Source organism: Candidatus Spongiisocius sp., from assembly GCF_965221825.1.
Lineage (GTDB): Bacteria > Actinomycetota > Acidimicrobiia > Spongiisociales > Spongiisociaceae > Spongiisocius.
The window spans coordinates 2,527,966-2,544,666 of the sequence record NZ_OZ244917.1 but is presented as its reverse complement, the minus strand read 5'-3'; the positions used below and the strand labels follow the sequence as shown (position 1 = coordinate 2,544,666).

General features: G+C 65.4%; 19 protein-coding genes. 3 read left to right on the top strand and 16 right to left on the bottom strand.

From position 1 onward, the window contains the following. Window positions 1-8: 8 nt before the first annotated feature. The 16 genes from ACOQPD_RS11920 to ACOQPD_RS11845 form a co-directional block, all read right to left on the bottom strand. Window positions 9-377, bottom strand: coding sequence for a hypothetical protein (locus ACOQPD_RS11920; RefSeq protein ID WP_420612175.1), 369 nt, complete (start codon window positions 375-377; stop codon window positions 9-11). A 34-nt stretch (window positions 378-411) separates the two neighbouring features. Beyond that, complete coding sequence (locus ACOQPD_RS11915; RefSeq protein WP_420612174.1) at window positions 412-1,092, bottom strand: DUF433 domain-containing protein; 681 nt, start codon at window positions 1,090-1,092, stop codon at window positions 412-414. Window positions 1,093-1,346: 254 nt separating this feature from the next. Continuing rightward, window positions 1,347-3,113: an SLC13 family permease gene (locus ACOQPD_RS11910; protein WP_420612173.1), complete on the bottom strand. Its 1,767-nt coding sequence runs from the start codon at window positions 3,111-3,113 to the stop codon at window positions 1,347-1,349. A 211-nt stretch (window positions 3,114-3,324) separates the two neighbouring features. Continuing rightward, complete coding sequence (locus ACOQPD_RS11905) at window positions 3,325-3,774, bottom strand: type II toxin-antitoxin system VapC family toxin (protein WP_420612172.1); 450 nt, start codon at window positions 3,772-3,774, stop codon at window positions 3,325-3,327. Further along, window positions 3,722-3,946 carry a CopG family transcriptional regulator gene (locus tag ACOQPD_RS11900; protein WP_420612171.1) on the bottom strand — a complete coding sequence of 75 codons (225 nt, stop codon included), beginning with the start codon at window positions 3,944-3,946 and terminating at the stop codon, window positions 3,722-3,724. The genes ACOQPD_RS11905 and ACOQPD_RS11900 overlap by 53 nt, the downstream gene beginning before the upstream one ends. A 46-nt stretch (window positions 3,947-3,992) precedes the next feature. Further along, window positions 3,993-5,492, bottom strand: coding sequence for an NADH-quinone oxidoreductase subunit N (locus tag ACOQPD_RS11895; protein WP_420612170.1), 1,500 nt, complete (start codon window positions 5,490-5,492; stop codon window positions 3,993-3,995). Window positions 5,493-5,495: 3 nt separating this feature from the next. Next, window positions 5,496-7,079 (bottom strand): complex I subunit 4 family protein, encoded by a 1,584-nt coding sequence (locus tag ACOQPD_RS11890; protein ID WP_420612169.1) that lies wholly within the window; start codon window positions 7,077-7,079, stop codon window positions 5,496-5,498. A 42-nt stretch (window positions 7,080-7,121) separates the two neighbouring features. After that, the gene (gene nuoL, locus ACOQPD_RS11885) at window positions 7,122-9,185 is read right to left on the bottom strand and encodes an NADH-quinone oxidoreductase subunit L (RefSeq protein WP_420612168.1); all 2,064 of its coding nucleotides are present in this window, start codon (window positions 9,183-9,185) and stop codon (window positions 7,122-7,124) included. Continuing rightward, complete coding sequence (nuoK, locus tag ACOQPD_RS11880; protein ID WP_420612167.1) at window positions 9,179-9,484, bottom strand: NADH-quinone oxidoreductase subunit NuoK; 306 nt, start codon at window positions 9,482-9,484, stop codon at window positions 9,179-9,181. Before nuoK ends, nuoL begins: the two co-directional genes overlap by 7 nt. 22 nt (window positions 9,485-9,506) lie before the next feature. Beyond that, complete coding sequence (locus ACOQPD_RS11875) at window positions 9,507-10,073, bottom strand: NADH-quinone oxidoreductase subunit J (protein ID WP_420612166.1); 567 nt, start codon at window positions 10,071-10,073, stop codon at window positions 9,507-9,509. Window positions 10,074-10,116: 43 nt separating this feature from the next. After that, on the bottom strand, window positions 10,117-10,638 hold the full coding sequence (locus ACOQPD_RS11870; protein ID WP_420612165.1) for a 4Fe-4S binding protein: 522 nt from the start codon (window positions 10,636-10,638) through the stop codon (window positions 10,117-10,119). Beyond that, window positions 10,639-11,634 carry an NADH-quinone oxidoreductase subunit NuoH gene (gene nuoH, locus ACOQPD_RS11865; protein ID WP_420612164.1) on the bottom strand — a complete coding sequence of 332 codons (996 nt, stop codon included), beginning with the start codon at window positions 11,632-11,634 and terminating at the stop codon, window positions 10,639-10,641. Next, window positions 11,631-12,815: an NADH-quinone oxidoreductase subunit D gene (locus ACOQPD_RS11860; RefSeq protein ID WP_420612163.1), complete on the bottom strand. Its 1,185-nt coding sequence runs from the start codon at window positions 12,813-12,815 to the stop codon at window positions 11,631-11,633. The genes nuoH and ACOQPD_RS11860 overlap by 4 nt, the downstream gene beginning before the upstream one ends. Next, entirely contained in the window at window positions 12,815-13,417 is a 603-nt protein-coding gene (locus ACOQPD_RS11855) for an NADH-quinone oxidoreductase subunit C (protein WP_420612162.1), read from the bottom strand. The genes ACOQPD_RS11860 and ACOQPD_RS11855 overlap by 1 nt, the downstream gene beginning before the upstream one ends. Then, the gene (locus tag ACOQPD_RS11850) at window positions 13,398-13,898 is read right to left on the bottom strand and encodes an NADH-quinone oxidoreductase subunit B (protein WP_420612161.1); all 501 of its coding nucleotides are present in this window, start codon (window positions 13,896-13,898) and stop codon (window positions 13,398-13,400) included. The genes ACOQPD_RS11855 and ACOQPD_RS11850 overlap by 20 nt, the downstream gene beginning before the upstream one ends. After that, complete coding sequence (locus ACOQPD_RS11845; protein WP_420612160.1) at window positions 13,889-14,254, bottom strand: NADH-quinone oxidoreductase subunit A; 366 nt, start codon at window positions 14,252-14,254, stop codon at window positions 13,889-13,891. The genes ACOQPD_RS11850 and ACOQPD_RS11845 overlap by 10 nt, the downstream gene beginning before the upstream one ends. A 275-nt stretch (window positions 14,255-14,529) precedes the next feature. On the opposite strand from ACOQPD_RS11845, the gene ACOQPD_RS11840 reads away from it, so the two are divergent. The 3 genes from ACOQPD_RS11840 (at window position 14,530) to ACOQPD_RS11830 (ending at window position 16,683) form a co-directional block, all read left to right on the top strand. Next, window positions 14,530-14,949 carry a hypothetical protein gene (locus ACOQPD_RS11840; protein ID WP_420612159.1) on the top strand — a complete coding sequence of 140 codons (420 nt, stop codon included), beginning with the start codon at window positions 14,530-14,532 and terminating at the stop codon, window positions 14,947-14,949. Window positions 14,950-15,119: 170 nt separating this feature from the next. After that, window positions 15,120-15,539 (top strand): hypothetical protein, encoded by a 420-nt coding sequence (locus ACOQPD_RS11835; RefSeq protein WP_420612158.1) that lies wholly within the window; start codon window positions 15,120-15,122, stop codon window positions 15,537-15,539. A gap of 22 nt (window positions 15,540-15,561) precedes the next feature. Continuing rightward, the gene (locus tag ACOQPD_RS11830) at window positions 15,562-16,683 is read left to right on the top strand and encodes an alkaline phosphatase family protein (RefSeq protein WP_420612157.1); all 1,122 of its coding nucleotides are present in this window, start codon (window positions 15,562-15,564) and stop codon (window positions 16,681-16,683) included. Window positions 16,684-16,701: the final 18 nt, after the last annotated feature.

The window sequence follows — 16,701 nt, the reverse complement described above, 5'->3', positions numbered from 1 at the left end:
CTGTGCGATCAGCCATCTGACTCGGGGACACCTCTGATCGGCATCTTCCGAATTTCGCTCGGATAGATGGCAATCATGAAGGGTCCGGGTCGGATACAGGCTCTAGCGATGGCAGGCAGATTGTCCAGAAACCTCGCTGCCATTTCGCTCGCAGCGAGATCCTGCCTCGCGAGATAGAGGCAACGAACCTTGTGTTCAATCAAGGCTTCACGATTGCTAGCTTGGAACCGAATCCCCTCGTCCTTGGTAAAGGCAACCCAGTCGTTAGCACCGACGAGTTCAAGCCACTCTGGATCTGCGACCGTCTGGTCCGCTGTTCCATAATGTTCAACCATCGTTATCAGGTCCAAGCCAGACTCGCGCAGCAGTCTCGGCACCTGGAGGGATCCGAGGCTTCGGTCGAGAAAGATCCTAGGCAGCCCTTCGGGATGCGACACGGATCGCGTCCTCCACATGGGCTGCCGGCACACCGAACTCCATAGTTAGCTCCCGCACCGTCTCACCGGAGTGGTATCGATATAGGACATCCTTAACGCGGCACCCTCCCCTTACGAAGATAGGAGCACCAGCCGAGCGGTACGGATCGACGACAACCTCGGCCTGCTCATATCCGGGTACCCGGATGAGCCTCACATAGCCGTCTCCGGCATACTCGAATCTCTGTAAGTACTCCTCAATGATGTCGGAAAACACGTGCTGGTTGTTCCGAACAACAACCAGTTGTCGCGTTACACGGGCAACTTGCGAATCGGGATGGCTCGCCGAGTAGTCGAAAAGCAATTCTGCACCATCGGTGTAGAGCCTTTTCGAAGCCAAAGCATGCTGAATGCCCAATCCCTTCTTTAATTCCTCAAGCGCAGGTCGAATCCGCTGCATCGGAACCCCACTCTTGCGTATGGCCACCAAGACCATGGCTTCGGTAAGCCCGACAAAGGGGATGGATCGGAGCTTGGACCGAGGTGGGAGCTTCATGCTCGTGATGATCGGGCCTCCGTAGGCTTCCGCGCCCTCTTGCGGTTTCACCAGCCGCCCGCGCGCCCACGTGCGGAACGTTGAAGCGGGTACATCAACGATCCGGGCCGCTTCCGCCATCGTGTAGAGCGGATCTCTGAACCGGGATGGATCAAGAATGCTGAAGGGTGTCTCCTCGTCGTCCCCTATTCAAGCACCGACGAGCGCCTTTTCATGACAAGGCCCGTTCTTGGACATCAGATGCCCGCTGTTACGAACGTCGGCAAGGACTCCGCCGAACTCAAGCGGGCGGACGCCGGCCGCCACCACGAGGAGGTCCGGGGTGTTAGGGGAGTTCGACGGATGGCGCGTCCGCCCTCGGCGCCATGGGTACGTCAGAATGCCCACAGGCGGGGGATGAAGATGACGGACAGGATGCAGAAGAGGATGTTGAGCGGCATCCCGGCGCGCAGGAAGTCTCCGTACCGGTATCCCCCGGCGTTGTAGATCATGGTGTTGGTCTGGTAGCCGACCGGGGTGGAGAACCCGGTGGAAGCGGCGAAGGTGATCGCCATCAGGAACGGCCGCGGATCCACTCCGATCTGCTCCGCCGTGGAGATGGCTATCGGCGCCAGCAGCACCGCCGCCGCCGCGTTGCTCATGGTCTCGGTCATGAGGGCGGCCAGCAGGTAGATGGCAGCCAGGACGGCCACGGGTCCCATGTCCCCCACCAATCCAACCGCGTACTCGGCCATCACTCCCGCTGCTCCGCTGGTATGCATGGCGATGCCCAGAGGGAGCACGCCGGCCAGCAGGAAGATGACCTGCCAGTTGATGGCGTGGTAGACCTCCTCGGGGCGGAGAATGCGGGTCATCACCAGGGCGACACAACCGATCAGTGCGGCCGCCAGGATCGGCAGGACATCGAAAGCTGCCAGACCCACCACCGCCACGAGTATCCCGATTGCCAGCGGGGCCTTGCGCCGAAGGACGGAGCCTGGCACCTCGTTGAGAACGATGAAGTCGCTGCTGTCGCGCATCTCCCGTATCGCCGCCTCCTGCGCCTGTACCAGCAAGGAGTCACCCACGTCGAGCTTGATCGACCTGAGCTTGTCGTTGATGGTCTCGCCCTTTCGCTGCATGGCCAGCACCAGCGCCTTATGGCGGTTCCGGAAGTCCAGGTCCTTGAGCGTGCGCCCTTTCAGTGCCGAATCAGGTGCTACCAGGACTTGGACGAGGCGAAGGTCCTCGGTCTGGAGGGCCTCGTCGCGCAACGTGAAGTCGGCGTCGATCCGCAGCCCCATCGTGCCGCGGAGCCGTATCAGGTCCGGCAGGGAACAATGCACGAGCAGCACGTCCTCGGGCTGGATGACCCGGCGGAGGGGAGCCCATCCTTCCTCGCCCGCATCGAGGACCCGCAAGACCGTTATGTCGTGGTCCTCGCCGAGGCGGCTGTCGAGCACCGACTTGCCCACCAGCGGGGAATTGTGCCGGACCCTCAGTTCCGTCACGTACTCGCCCAGGTGATACGCGGCTGCCAGTTCCCCCACCTGGCGGTCGGGCAACAGCCACCGCCCGAAGACCAGGAAGAAGGCAACCCCCGCCACGAAGAGGATCAGCCCCATCCGGGTGAACTCGAACATGCTGAACGATCCATACCCGGCCTCCTCGGAGATGGAGCTGACCAGGAGGTTGGTCGAAGTACCGATCAGGGTGCACACCCCGCCGAACTGGGAGGCATAGGAGAGGGGGATCAGGAGCTTGGAGGCTGATATCCGTCGACGGCTGGCGAGGAGGGTCACCAGGGGAATGAACACCGCCACCGCGGCCGTGTTGTTCACGAAGGCGGACATGATGGTGATCGTGACCATGATGACCACCAGAGCCGTGTAGTGGTTCCGGCTGAATCGCACCATGAGCCGACCCACCGCTGCGGTGGCGCCGGTCTTCTGCAGTCCGGCGCCCAGGACGAACATGCAGGCCACGGTCAGGGTGGCGGGGTTGCTGAAGCCGGAGAATCCCTCCTGGAGGGTGACCAGACCGAGAGCCAGCAGCACTCCCAGCCCCAGCATGGCGACGATGTCCAGGGGGTACTTCTCGGAGACGAACAGCGCCACGATCCCGACGAGGATGACCACTACCAGGATGCCTTCGGGAGTCATGTCAGCCCATCACCGGAAACGGCGGGAGAAGTCGAAGCGGAGACATCAAACGCCCGGGCTGCTTCCGGCATCGTGTTACAGGCGATCACAACCTGGACGGATAAAGAGTGGGGATGGGCGCCTCCCTCGGTCGTGCCCATTCAAGCATCGAGGCGGGCATCTCCCTGGCAACGCTTCTGATCGGGGATGGCCTGTGCTTGGCCGCGCGAAGCTAAGGATGCGGCCTGGCCTCCACGAAACCCGCTGAACTGAAGTCGCCATCGAACGCCAGCGCCTCCCTAATCCGTTCGCGGCGCATTATCTCGAAGCTCGTAGCGTCGACATAGGAATAAGACCGCTCGTCGTGGCGGCGCAACCATCCCCAGGCTCTCTCGTCGATACTCTCATCCACCACGGCGACCGATACCCGCTTCGAGCCTTGCACAACCTCAACGAAGCGAACAGCGGCACCGTGACCGGCCCGTCTTCTCAACCAGGTCCATGTTTCGCCGATGACCAGGTTCGAGGTACGCACCGGGCTCCGGCCCTGCTGCCACAGTTGGACCGCATCGGTGTGTCTCCGGTCCCGGGGAACCTGGAAACCGATCCAGAAGGATGTATCTGCGAATCTAACCGTCAAGGCTGTAAATGACCGAGTCGATGTCGTCTTCCGGCTCGACATCAACCCAGCCGATCAACTCGTCGACCGGGTCGCCGGGACCACTGGAGTCGGTCCGTAGCGCGAGCCTCACCGCATGGCGAACCAGCGCTGATCTCGAAGTCCCCAGACGGAAGGCCTCCGCCGACAGAGCATCGTCGAGATCGTCATCCATGTAGAGCTGTATACGCTTCATAAGCACAGTATACACCACCCCCTCTGAATTGGAAGGTGGTATGTAATCAGATGCCGGTGGTAACCACCTTGGCCAGGTCGGCGAAGACTCCGGCGAACTCGAAGGGGAGGATGCCGGCCAACACCACGAACAGCGCCGAGATGCCCAGGGCCAGGGCCAGCGAACCGGTGAGCGGGCGGGTGGCCACCGCGGACCGGTCGGCGCCCTCTGGGACGTGATCCATCCACATGGTCTTGCCGATCCGGGCGTAATAGACCAGGGCGATCACCGCGTTGACCGCCGCGATCACCGCCAGGGTGGTGGTCCAGGCGTTGCCGGGGCGCAGGATCGAAAGGAACATGGCGAACTTGGCGTACCAGCCGGCCAGGGGCGGTATCCCGGCGAGCGAGAAGAAGAACATGGCGCCAAGCACCGCCAGGCGCGGGGCGTAGCGCCACATCCCGGCCCAGTCGTCGATCATGGTGCTGCCGGTCCGGCGGGCGCCCGCGATCACCACTCCGAAGGCCCCCAGGTTCATGAAGGCGTAGATGATCACGTAGACGATGGTCGCTGACGCCGCCTCCTGGATCACCGCAGGATCGTTGGTCACCGCCGCGGCCGCGAACGGGACCAGGATGAAGCCCCCCTGGGCGATCGAGGAGTAGGCCAGCATGCGCACCACGTTGTCCTGGCGCAGAGCGGTCAGGTTGCCCAGCGTCATCGACAGCGCGGCCAGCACCCAGAGGGCGGGCCCCCAGATCTCGGTCACCGAGGGAAGGGCCTTGTAGCAGAGCAGCAGCAAGCCGACGAAGCCGGCCGCCTTCGAACCCACCGACAGGTAGGCGGTGACGGGCGTGGGAGCGCCCTCGTAGGTGTCCGGCGCCCAGAAATGGAAGGGCACCGCCGTCACCTTGAAGCCGAAGCCCACCAAGGTGAAGAGCACCGCCAGCCGGAAGGCCCCGCTGTCGAGCAGATCGGGCGCGGCCTCCCTGATGCCCTCGAAGGTGACCGAGCCGGTCAGTCCGTACATGAAGGACATGCCGTACAGCAGTATGGCGGTGGACAGGACCCCGAGGATGAAGAACTTCAGCGAAGCCTCATTGGATTTGGCGTCGCCCTTGCGCCATCCGGCCAGCAGGAACAGGGGCCCGGTGACCAGCTCGAGGCCTACGAACAGGGTGATCAGGTCGCGGGATGATGCCATCACCAGCGAGCCCAGGATCGAGGTGAGCATCAGCAGGTAGTACTCGCCCTGGTAGTAGCGGTCGCTCTCGATGTAGGACACCGACATCAGCAGCACCAGGTAGCCGCCCACGATGAACACCGCCTTGAGGACCAGGGCGAACCCGTCCACCACGTACGCTCCGCCCAGCATCGAGCGGGTCTCGGGACCGTCACCGAACGCCAGCGTCAGGAGCGGTACCGCCGCCAGCGCCAGGCCGAGTACTCCGGCGAAGGCGGTCCAGTACTTGCGGGGACGCGGCAGCGCCACGTCGAGCCCCAGCACCACCAGGATTGTGGCGGCTACGACCAGTTCAGGCGCGAGCGCGTGGTAGTCGAGGTCCATCCATCAGCCTCCGAAGGCGGTCCGGGCCAGGTTGACCACGGCGTCGGTAGTGGCCCCCAGGACGATCCGCGGGTAGACGCCGATGGCCACGATGGCCACGATCAGCGGCGCCCAGGCCAGCCACTCGGTGGTCCCGACATCGTGGAACTCGTGGTCGGACCACTCGGCCTTGGGCTCGCCCAGGTTGACCCTCTGGAGCATCCACAGCATGTACCCGGCGGTGAGGACGGTTCCGATGGCGCCGATCACCATGTAGGTCTGGAACTGGCTGAGGCTGAGCCCGGCCAGGGGACGGTAGGCGCCCAGGAGCGACATGAACTCGCCCCAGAACCCGGCCAGGCCCGGCAGTCCCAGCGAGGCCATGGCGGTGAAGGCGAAGATGCCCCCCATCCAGGGCATGAGCTTCTGGTTGCCTCCGAGGCGGGCGATCTCACGGGTGTGGTAGCGGTGATGCATCGAGCCGGCCAGGAAGAAGAGGAGGCCGGTGATCAGGCCATGGGCGACCATGCCGATCAGCGAGGCGTTGAAGCCCACATCGGTCATGGTGGCGATGCCCAGCATGACGAAGCCCATGTGCCCGACCGAGGAGAAGGCGATCAGGCGCTTCACATCGGTCTGGGCAAGGCAGGCCAGGGAGCCGTAGATGATGCCGATCACCGCCAAGAGCCCGATGAAGGGCGCCCATTCCCGGGCCATGTCGGGGAGGATCGGGATGCTGATCCGCAGGAAGGCATAGGATCCGAGCTTCAGCAGGATCGCCGCCAGGAGCACCGAGCCGACCGTGGGCGCGGCCGTGTGGGCGTCGGGTAGCCAGGTGTGGAAGGGCCACATGGGCACCTTCACCGCGAAGCCCAGGAACATCGCCCCGAACACCAGGAAGGCGAAGGTGCCGCTCCCGAAGGCGTTCTGCGACCCGAGCGCTATCAGGGTCGGGATGTCGAAGGTGTTGTCACCGAGAAAGTCGCCGGACCGGAAGTAGAGGGCGAGGAAGCCCAGCAACATGAAGGCCGAGCCGAACAGGGTGAACAGGAAGAACTTGATGGCCGCGTAGAGCCGCATCGTCACCGTGCGGCCCAGCACCGGGATGCGGCGCTTGGCGCTGTCCCCCCAGATCCCGATCATGAAGTACATGGGCAGGAGGACCAGCTCGAAGAAGATGAAGAAGAGCACCAGGTCGAGGGCCACGAACGTGCCGTTCATGCCGGTGGCCAGGAGCAGTATCAGGGCGAGGAAGCCCCGGACGTTGCGAGGCTCCTCCCAGTGATCCCACGAGTAGATGACCGCCAGCACGGTCACCACCGCCGACAGGACCAGGAGCGGCAGGCTGATGCCGTCGATGCCGATGTGGTAGCGGGCGCCGATGGCCGGGATCCAGCTCTCGGAGACTTCGAACTGGAACTTCTCCGAGCTCCCGTAGTTGAAGTATGCGGCCACCGCAACGGCCAGCGCCGCGGTCAGGCCGGTGGTGAGCAGGGCGAGCCACTTCTGGGCGTCCTCCCGGGCCTTGGGCAGGGCGAACAGGGCTAGCGCGCCCGCTGCGGGCAGGAACACGATGAGGCTGAGCCCCGCGGATTCAAACCATGCCATGTCGCTCGTCCTTCCTCTGTCTTCTCTCGGGTACGTTGCCGTCTATGTGGCCAGCACGAATGCCACCACCAGCAGGAGGGCGCCCACCACGAAGGCTCCTGCGTATTGCTGCACCTTGCCGCTCTGTAGAAGTCGCAGCTTCCCGCCTGCTCCTCTCGTTCCGCCCGCGGCGGCGTTGAGTAACAGGTCGATGCCCTGCTGGTCCAGGCGGCCGTAGACCAGCCCCCCCAGCCAGGCGGTCATCGCGCCGGCGCCGTTGATGGCCGCGTCGATGACGTAGCCGTTCACCCAGTCGACGGCCCGGGCCAGCGGACCCTTGATCGGGTTGACCACGCCCTTCATGTAGAGGTCGTCGATGTAGTACTTGCGGCGCAGCAGCGGGTAGAGCACCGGGACCTCCAGCCTGTCGCGCGCCGCCTGGGTCTCCGCCTCCGGCGAGAACAGCCTCCAACCCAGCACAATGCCGGCCACCGCCGCGATCAGACCGTAGGCGGCCAGATCCCATTCGATCGCCTTGGGGTGGTAGTCGCCCATGGGGACGATACGGGCGCCCACCCAGTCGGTGAAGTTGCGGATCGGACCCCATGAGACTCCGGGGATGTTGAGCAGGCCGGCGATGACGCTGGGGACCGCCAGGGCCACCAGCGGCCAGGTCATGACGCGAGGGGACTCGTGGGGATGGCCATCACCTTTGTAGGTGCCGAAGAAGGTGAGGGCGACGGCTCGGGTCATGTAGAACGCGGTGACGAACGCTCCCAGGATCGCCACCCACATGAAGGCGGTGTACCCCTCGTGGCCGAGAGTGGCGAGGATCTCGTCCTTCGACCAGAACCCGGCCAGCGGGATCACCCCGGCCAGCGAGATCGACCCGACCACGAAGGTCCAGAAAGTGACCGGCATCTCCTTGCGCAGACCTCCCATGTCGCTCATGTTGTTGGAGTGGACGGCGTGGATCACCGAGCCCGCCCCCAGGAACAGCAGGGCCTTGAAGAAAGCATGCGTGAACAGGTGGAACAGCCCGGCCGTGTAGCCGCCGGCGGCGACCGCCGCCATCATGTAGCCCAGCTGGGACACCGTGGAATAGGCCAGAACCCGCTTCAGATCATCGGCGACCAGCGCCAGGAAGCCCAGCACGAACAGGGTGATCACCGCGATCGTCACCATCCACGGACGGGCCTCGGTCGCCATCTGGTGGTAGAGGGGGAAGGTCCGGGCCATCAGGTAGATGCCGGCGGTGACCATGGTGGCGGCGTGCATGAGCGCCGAGACCGGGGTGGGGCCGGCCATGGCGTCAGGCAGCCACACATGCAGGGGGAACTGGGCCGACTTGCCCATGGCCCCGAAGAAGAGCAGCAGGGCGCCGGCCACCGCCACCCCTCCCAGCAGCTCGCTGTGGGCATCGGCCGCCACGCTGAGCTCGGAGAAGCGGAAGCTGCCCAGCGCGGGCGCCAGGAGGATCGTCCCGAGGATCAGGCCCACGTCGGCCACCTTGTTGGTCATGAAGGCCTTGACCGCCGCGTCGCTGTTCTCCTTCTGCTCCCAGTAGTGACCGATCAGCAGGTAGCTGGCCAGCCCGACACCCTCCCAGCCGATGATCAGCTGGATCAGGTTGGGCGCGCCCACCAGCACCAGCATGGAGCCGGCGAATAGCGAGAGGGAGGCGAAGAACCACGGCACCCGGATGTCGCCCTTCATGTACCCGTGGGCGTAGACGAAGACCAGGAAGCCCACGAAGGCCACGACCCAATACATCATGATGGAGAGGCCGTCCACCACGAACCCCAGCTCGAAGGCCAGGTTGCGGTCGGTGATCCCGAGGGTGCCGATCTCCGCGATGGTCAGGTTCACCTCGCGGTAGATGCCTCCGGCCATGTTCTGGACGAACAGAACGCTGGCCCACACCAGGTTGACGCCCATGGCGCCGATGGCCAGCTCGGCGCCCAGGCCCTTCATGCGCTTGCCCACCAGGATGATGGCCAGGAACGCCGCGAAGGGCAGCACCAGCATGATCCAGGCGGTCGCGGCGAAGAACCCGCCGGACGACAGGTCGGCCGCGCCGTCCCCGGCGGCCAGGATCAAGGGTGCCGAGGCCGCTGCGCTCACCATCGCATCAGATCCAGTTGGTCGATGTTGCCCGAGGCGCGGTTGCGGAACACCAGGAGGATGATGGCCAGGCCGATCCCGACCTCGGCGGCGGCGATGGTGATGACGAAGATGGCGAAGATCTGGCCGTGGGCGGCGGCCGTGTTCCAGAAGGCCTCGAAAGCGATGAGGTTGATGTTCACCGCCGCCAGCATCAGCTCCACCGCCAGGAGAACGGTTACAGCGTTACGGCGCGACAGCAGGCCGTACACGCCGATGGAGAACAGGAGCGCTCCGAGGATCAGGAACTGGCTCAGGACCATGCCGGGCTCCGTCGGATCGGGCTCATACTCGTGCCCCCTCCTCCTCCTCGGCGGGGGTGAGGTCCTTGCGCGCCAGCGTGATCCCGCCGATCAGCGCGGCCAGCAGGACGAAGCCGACCGCCTCGAAGGGGATCAGATAGCGGTTGATGAACCCCTCGCCGAGAATCCCGGTGGCGGTCGCCCGGCCCACCGCGGGGAGCGGGTCCCCGAATCCGCCCATCTGCTCGGTGACCGCGTTGATGAGCCAGAACGTCACCGCGAACACGCCGAGCGCGGCGACCGCCGCAGGCCACCTGGTGTCGTGGCTGAGGTTGGTCTCCCGCCCGATCGGAGCCCTGGTGATCATGATTCCGAACAGGAAGAGCACCACCACCGCCCCGATGTAGACCAGGACCAGCACCCAGGCCACGAACTCGGCCGACAGGAGGATGAACAGCCCGGCGGAGGCGGCCAGGGCCAGGACGAGGAACAGGGCGGCGTGGACCACGTTGCGGCTGGTCACCACCCGTAGCGCCGCTATCACCATGGGGATCGCCATGGCGAGGAAAGCCCAGTTGACGGGCTCGGCGATCCACTCGGAGAAGGTCACCCGACCCGTCCTCCCGATCGGCGATCGCAGGTCGGCGCCTGGGTCACGATTGGGCTCCCAGGCCCTTGGGCACCGTCTCCATCCAGTCCTGGAGCCGGTCCATGTCGTGCATCATCGGCCCCATGTCGTACTCCGAGTACTCGTACTCCGGAGTCCAGAACAGGGCGTCGAACGGGCAGACCTCCACGCAGATGCCGCAGTACATGCAGAGGGCGTAGTCGATGTCGAAGCGGTCCAGGGTGGCCCGGGCCCGAGGTCTCCCGCCGGGCCGGGTCGGTGGCTTGACCTCCTTGTGACCCTCGATGTAGATACACCAGTCGGGGCAGGAGCGGGCGCACAGCATGCACACCGTGCAGGCATCCTGCTCGAGGGCGATGACCCCCCGGGCGCGAGGAACGGGGGTCTCCTTGACCTTGGGATAGTTGACCGTGGACCGCAGGCCGAACCTGCCTCCGGACAGGTTGAAGGCCCAGGTCCGGAGCATTGTGGTGAATGTGACCCGCATGCCGGACAGCATGCCGATCCTGGGCAGCTCGGTCAGAGAGGGCAAACGTGGGAGTTTCATCTATAGCACCACCTTCAGTACCGCGGTCACGATGATGTTCACGATCGAGATCGGAATCAACCACTTCCAGGCCAGTGTCTGGAGCTGATCCTCCCTCAGTCTGGGAAGGGTCCACCGCAGCCAGATCATCAGGAAGACCAGGATCCCGACCTTGGCGAAGAGGATGATCGGCGACAGCAGGGTCTCGGGGTTGATGCCCCAGAAGCCGTAGCCGCCCAGGAACAGAGTGGCGGCGATCACCGACATCGAGAACATGTTGGCGAACTCGGCCAGGAAGAAGAACAGGAAGCGGAATCCCGAGTACTCGGTAACGTAGCCCATCACCAGCTCCGATTCGGCGATCGGCATGTCGAACGGGAGGCGGGTGAGCTCGGCGAGGGTGGCGATCATGAAGATGGCGAAGCCGATGAACTGGGTCAGAAGAAACGGCCAGCCCTGGGCCAGCTGCGCCGACACGATGCCCTGCATCGACATCGTTCCCGCCTGGATCACCACCCCGACCGTGGCGAGCACCAGCGGCAGCTCGTAGGCGATCAACTGGCCGGCGGCCCGGAGCCCTCCGATCATCGAGTACTTGTTGGCCGACGACCATCCGGCCATGAGCACGCCGATGGTGCTGACCGACGAGATGGCCAGGGCATAGAAGATCCCGACCTCCAGGTCGCGCACGATCCCGTACCGGGATGAAGGGTGGATGGGCACGATCACCAGCAGTGCCATCGTCCCCAGCATCACCAGGGCGGGCGCCCATTTGAAGACGGGGCGATCCGCCTCTTCGGGGATGATGTCCTCCTTCTGGATGAACTTCACCCCGTCGGCGATCAGCTGGGCCCATCCGAACCGCCCGCCGGCGAAGTAGGGGCCCACCCGGCTCTGCATGTGGGCGGAGAGCTTCATCTCGGCGTAGCCGATCACCATGCCGATGACGGGAACGACCGCCGCCGCCACCGCCAGCTTGATGGCCAGCAACCACCAGAAGGTCAGCTCGAAGGTCATCGGTCGACATCTCCGAGCACGAAGTCCAGCGACCCCATGATGGCGATGAAGTCGGGGACCAGGGCGTTCTCCAGGATCCACGGCAGGATCGACAGGTTGGAGAACGAGGCGGAGCGGATCTTGAGACGGTAGGGCCCGAGACCGCCGAGGGACACCAGGTGGTAGCCCATCTCGCCCTTAGGGTTCTCGGCCCGCACGTAGGTCTCGCCGGCCGGGACCTTGATGATGCGGGGCACCTTCGCCTGGAGCGGACTCGACGGGAGGCCGTCTATGGCCTGGGTGATGATGCGGGCCGACTGGCGGATCTCCTGGAGGCGGACCCACCACCGGTCCCAGCAGTCACCGTTGCGGCCCACAGGGATGTCGAAGTCGAAATCGTCGTAAGGCAGGTAGTCCGACACCTTCCTCAGGTCGAACCCGGCGCCCGAGGCCCGCAGGTTGGGCCCCGAGACCCCGTAGGAAGCCGCCACGTCCACCGGCATCACCCCAACGCCCTTGGTGCGGGCCAGGAACACCTCGTTGCCCGCCACCAGGTTCTCGATCTCGTCGCACGTGGCGAGCACCTTCGTCATGGCGTCCCTGGTCTCGGCCAGGAAGCCGGAAGGTATGTCCATGCCGGCCTTCTTGGTGGTCGGCCCGGCCGCGTAGACGGGCTTGACCCCCCCGAGCCGGTTGAAGTTGGGGTGGAAGCGGCCTCCGGTGACCGACTCCAGCAGGTCCAGCACCCTCTCCCGTTCCCGGAGGGCGAAGAAGAGCGGCGTGGCGGCGCCCAGCTCCAGCGGGTAGGAGGCCATGAACACCAGGTGGGACGAGATCCGCGCCATCTCGGTCAGCACCAGCCTGATCCACTGCGCCCGGGGCGGGGCCTCCACGCCCATCAGGCGCTCGGCGGCAACCACGAACGGGACCTCGTTGGCGAACCCCGACACCCAGTCGATCCGGTTGATGATGGTGATTATCTGGGGGTAGGTGCGAACCTCCGACAGCTTCTCGTAGCCCCGGTGCATGTACCCGATCACCGGGCGGACGTTGGTGGCCCGCTCGCCGTCGACCGTCGCCACCAGGCGCAGGACGCCGTGGGTCGAGGGGTGCTGGGGACCGATGTTGAGGGTCATGCCCTCGGTCTCCAGCTCGACGGAGACGGATGCCTCGGACAGGTGATGAGCGAGCGTGCGTTCCATCAGCGATTCGGGTTCTCGGTGGACGGGCCGGCCCCGTTCTCGGGCATGTCCTCGACATCGACCTTGCCCGGCCAGGGCTTCACCTCCCGGCTCAACAACGGGAAGTCCTTGCGGAGCGGGTAGCCCTCGAACGAGTCGGGCAGGTAGAGCTTGGTGAGGTCCGGATGGCCCACGAAGTCGATGCCGAACATCTCGGCGGCCTCCCGCTCGTGCCAGTTGGCCCCCGGATAGACATCGGCCACGCTCTCGATGGACGGGGAGTCGTGGTCGAGGTCGGTCGAGATCATGACCAGGTTGCCGTCCGACAGGTCGGAGACCGCGCACAGCAGCTCGTAGCGCTCCTCCACCGGCTCGTCCGGCTCGTTCCCCACCGCCACGTCGTTCGTCCAATCGATGGCGGACAGCCAGGACAGGAATACCAGGCCCAGTTCACCCGAGGTAACGGTCAGGGCGTCCTTCCAGGCCGAGGGCGTCACCCGCACCTTGGCGGTTCCGTGGGCCACCTCGGCCCGGCCACCCACGGCTCCGGCCACCCGATCGGCGAACTCCTCGAGCGCGGAGCCGGCCTCGGCGGAGCCGTTCTCAGACGGGTTGGCGGTCACGTTGCTTCCACTTGTCGCGCACGTCCTCGTTCTTGATCTTTTCCTGCAGTAGGACGATCCCGTCCATCAGAGCCTCCGGCCGGGGCGGGCATCCGGGCACGTATACGTCCACCGGAATGATCTGATCGACCCCCTTGGTGACCGAGTAGGAATCCCAGTAGGGACCGCCGCAGTTGGAGCACGAACCCATCGATATCACGTACTTGGGCTCAGGCATCTGCTCGTAGAGGCGCTTGATGGCCGGGGCCATCTTGTCGGTGACGGTTCCGGCCACCACCATCAGGTCGGCCTGCCGCGGCGAGGCCGGCAAAGGGATGATCCCGAAGCGCATGAAGTCGTAGCGGGGTCCGGAGGCGGCCATCAGTTCGATGGCGCAGCAGGCCAGGCCGAACTGGAAGAGCCAGAGGGAATAGCGGCGGGACCAGTTGAGCAACCACGAAACCGGCTTCAGGCCCCCGAAGCGCTCGGCGACTACTCCCACCGGAGCACCCCTTTGCGCACCGCGTAAAGGAGCCCCTCGAGGAGGGTCAGGATGAAGACGGTGATGGCGATCACCCCCGGCATGCCGAGTTCCTCCGACATGATCGCCCACGGAAAGATGAAGACCGCCTCGACGTCGAAGAGCACGAACAGCAGGCCGAAGATGTAGTAGCGGACGAAGGTCTGGTTCCAGCCCTCCCCGACCGCGTCGACGCCGCACTCGTAGGTGGCGACCTTCTCCCGGGTGGGGTTGGAGGGCCGCACCAGGTACGTGATCCCCAGCGTGAGAGCCACCAGCAGAACTCCGAATGCGGCGAAAGCGGCCACCGCGACGTAGTCCTGGAAGTATTCGCTCACGGTCGTTCCACCCGTCGCCTTGGTCGCCCTACTCCGGCCAGTGGGGATGCTGTATCGCCCCAATGCTCCGAGTGGAGCGAGGTCAGGCCGTCACCCACTCGAAGGCCGTCCGAGTATACGCCCATGGCTCCCTCGATTGAATTCCACCCGCTCGCCGGCCTGCCCGGAGACGACCTGCCGCGCCGCAGGCGAACCTAAGGTTCCAGGAGACGGCGAGAGGCGGTCGGCAAGCCCGTTCTCTTCCTCCCTCCGGGCCGGTGAAAGGAGATCAGAAAGTGAGAACCGAGCGAGCCATCAGCATCTACCTGGCGCTGGTCGCCCTGGTGACCGTGGCTCAGTCCGTGATGTTTCCGGTGTACGGATACGAGTCCGACGGCACGGCCGCCGGCGGCGCCAACACGGTGTGGCATGTACTCAACTGGTTCATGGCCTTGGGATTGGCTGCCATGCTGTTCACCACGTACCGCGAGAAGCGTCGGCTCGATGCCGAGACAGCGACCGACCTCCGCCCGTGGATCGGGGCGAATGCGAAGTTCTACCTCGCGGTTCTGGTGACGGTGGCGTTCGCGCCCAACTGGGTCGCGGCGATCTTCGAGCAGGGAGAGGTCGGGCTGGTCTGGTATGCCATCAACACCGCCCTGCCGATCCTCTTCGCCCTGGAGGCCATACGCCTCAGGCGCGCCACCTCCGGTTAGGGTCGGCGGCCGACTTCCTAGTTCGACGGGACGGACACCATCGCCTTGTGCAGGCAACCGGGGCGTGCTTCCAACACCTGGGGCCGCCTGGCCGGACGGGTATCGTTGCCACATGGCTTAGCCGGCCCGCCGGGACGGTCGGCCTGTGGCTGCGAGGAGAAGGGTCTGCGATGGTGGTGAACCGATTGATCGGCGCCTATCTGGGATTGGTGGCCCTTGTAGTGGGGATCCAGTTCGTGGCCTTCCCACTGTACGGGTACGACTCCGGAGGTGAGAGAAGCAGCGGCGCACTGGGCGTGTGGCAGGTGCTCGACTGGTTCATGGCGATCGGCTTGGCGTTGATGCTGGTGACCACGACGCGGAGAAAGCGGCGCCACGAAGGAGAGGACTCGACGAACATGCGCCCGTGGCTCTCGGCCAGGGTGATGTTCTACGGCACGATCCTGCTGACTCTGGCCTTCCTGCCCAACTGGTTCGAGGCTGCGTGGGGACACAACGACAACTGGACCATCTGGCACCTGATCGACACCGTACTACCGGTCATGTTCGCCGTGGAAGGCCACCGGCTCTGGTACGCCGCCTCGAGCTGAAGCTCGATCCCGCCCTGCAACCGTGCCTGAGACCTCCGGACTTCGGATCCCGGACTACTCGGGAGCCTCCCTGCCCAATCTTGTCGCCGAACTGGAATGGCGGCTGACCGGGTCGGCGCCCTCGGCCCGTCTCCATCCCCACCTGTCCGACCGGATCCCCGAAGCGGCCAGTTACGTGCTGCTGATGATCGACGGTCTCGGCGCCCACCAACTCGGTCACCGCGCGGCGTCGTCCCTGGCAGCGGCCCGGCAGGGCACGCTGGACGCTCCCTTCCCGACCACCACCACGGTCAGCCTCGCCACCGTGGCGAGCGGGCTCCCGCCGAGCCGGCACGGCGTGATCGGGCACTTCATGCTGCTGGACGGCCATTCCCATCCGGTCAACGTCCTGCGGTGGGTGGACAGCACCGGTAGCTCAGTGGTCCCCGACCGGCGGCTCATCCCGGCCCCCAACCTGTGGGAACGGCTGGCGGCCGCAGGCATCGAGCCCCTCACCGTGCAGCCACGCGGCTACTCGGACACTCCCCTCACCCGCGTCCTGTACCGGGGTTGCCGCTTCGAAGGCGTGGACAGCATGACCGACTTCGTCCAGGCGTTGGTGGACCTGGCCCGGGTTCCGGAGCGCCTGGTGTTCGCCTACTTCCCGGACGTGGACATCTCAGCTCACATGGAGGGGTTCGAGAGCGAGTCCTACGCAAATGCTCTCGGCCGGATCGCCGATGCCTGGGAACTCCTCTCCGCCCTGCTTCCCCCGCATATCGGGATGGTGGGCACGGCGGATCACGGGCTGGTCTCCATCCGGAAGGCCGGCAAGCGCCGCATCCGGAGGAGGCATCATCCTGATCTGACGCTTTACGGCGATCCCCGCTCCCTCTACGTCCGGGGCCCGGCCGAGCGGATCGCCGCCCTGGGCGCCGAGATCCCCGCCACCTGGTACCCCCTAAGGGAGATCGAGTCCTGGTGGGGACCGCCGGGCGATCCGGCAAAGGATGCGGCCCGGCAGGTCAGGCCGGACGGCGCCTTCCTGGCCGGCGCGGGCCGAGTGCTGCTTCCGGGCCACATGGACAGGCGCATGGTGGGATACCACGGCGGCCTGGACCCCCGCGAGGTCGAGATCCCCCTGCTGGTGGCCGGCGCGACTTAGGGGCCAGGCGCCAACGTC

Excerpts from the sequence above, each read along its gene's own strand:
- ACOQPD_RS11870 (WP_420612165.1), bottom strand. The coding sequence starts at position 10,638 with ATGAAACTCCCACGTTTGCCCTCTCTGACCGAGCTGCCCAGGATCGGC.
- nuoH (WP_420612164.1), bottom strand. The coding sequence starts at position 11,634 with ATGACCTTCGAGCTGACCTTCTGGTGGTTGCTGGCCATCAAGCTGGCG.
- ACOQPD_RS11905 (WP_420612172.1), bottom strand. The coding sequence starts at position 3,774 with ATGTCGAGCCGGAAGACGACATCGACTCGGTCATTTACAGCCTTGACG.
- ACOQPD_RS11835 (WP_420612158.1), top strand. The coding sequence starts at position 15,120 with ATGGTGGTGAACCGATTGATCGGCGCCTATCTGGGATTGGTGGCCCTT.
- ACOQPD_RS11900 (WP_420612171.1), bottom strand. The coding sequence starts at position 3,946 with ATGAAGCGTATACAGCTCTACATGGATGACGATCTCGACGATGCTCTG.
- nuoL (WP_420612168.1), bottom strand. The coding sequence starts at position 9,185 with ATGGTGAGCGCAGCGGCCTCGGCACCCTTGATCCTGGCCGCCGGGGAC.
- ACOQPD_RS11895 (WP_420612170.1), bottom strand. The coding sequence starts at position 5,492 with ATGGACCTCGACTACCACGCGCTCGCGCCTGAACTGGTCGTAGCCGCC.
- ACOQPD_RS11915 (WP_420612174.1), bottom strand. The coding sequence starts at position 1,092 with ATGGCGGAAGCGGCCCGGATCGTTGATGTACCCGCTTCAACGTTCCGC.
- ACOQPD_RS11890 (WP_420612169.1), bottom strand. The coding sequence starts at position 7,079 with ATGGCATGGTTTGAATCCGCGGGGCTCAGCCTCATCGTGTTCCTGCCC.
- ACOQPD_RS11860 (WP_420612163.1), bottom strand. The coding sequence starts at position 12,815 with ATGGAACGCACGCTCGCTCATCACCTGTCCGAGGCATCCGTCTCCGTC.
- nuoK (WP_420612167.1), bottom strand. The coding sequence starts at position 9,484 with ATGGTCCTGAGCCAGTTCCTGATCCTCGGAGCGCTCCTGTTCTCCATC.
- ACOQPD_RS11910 (WP_420612173.1), bottom strand. The coding sequence starts at position 3,113 with ATGACTCCCGAAGGCATCCTGGTAGTGGTCATCCTCGTCGGGATCGTG.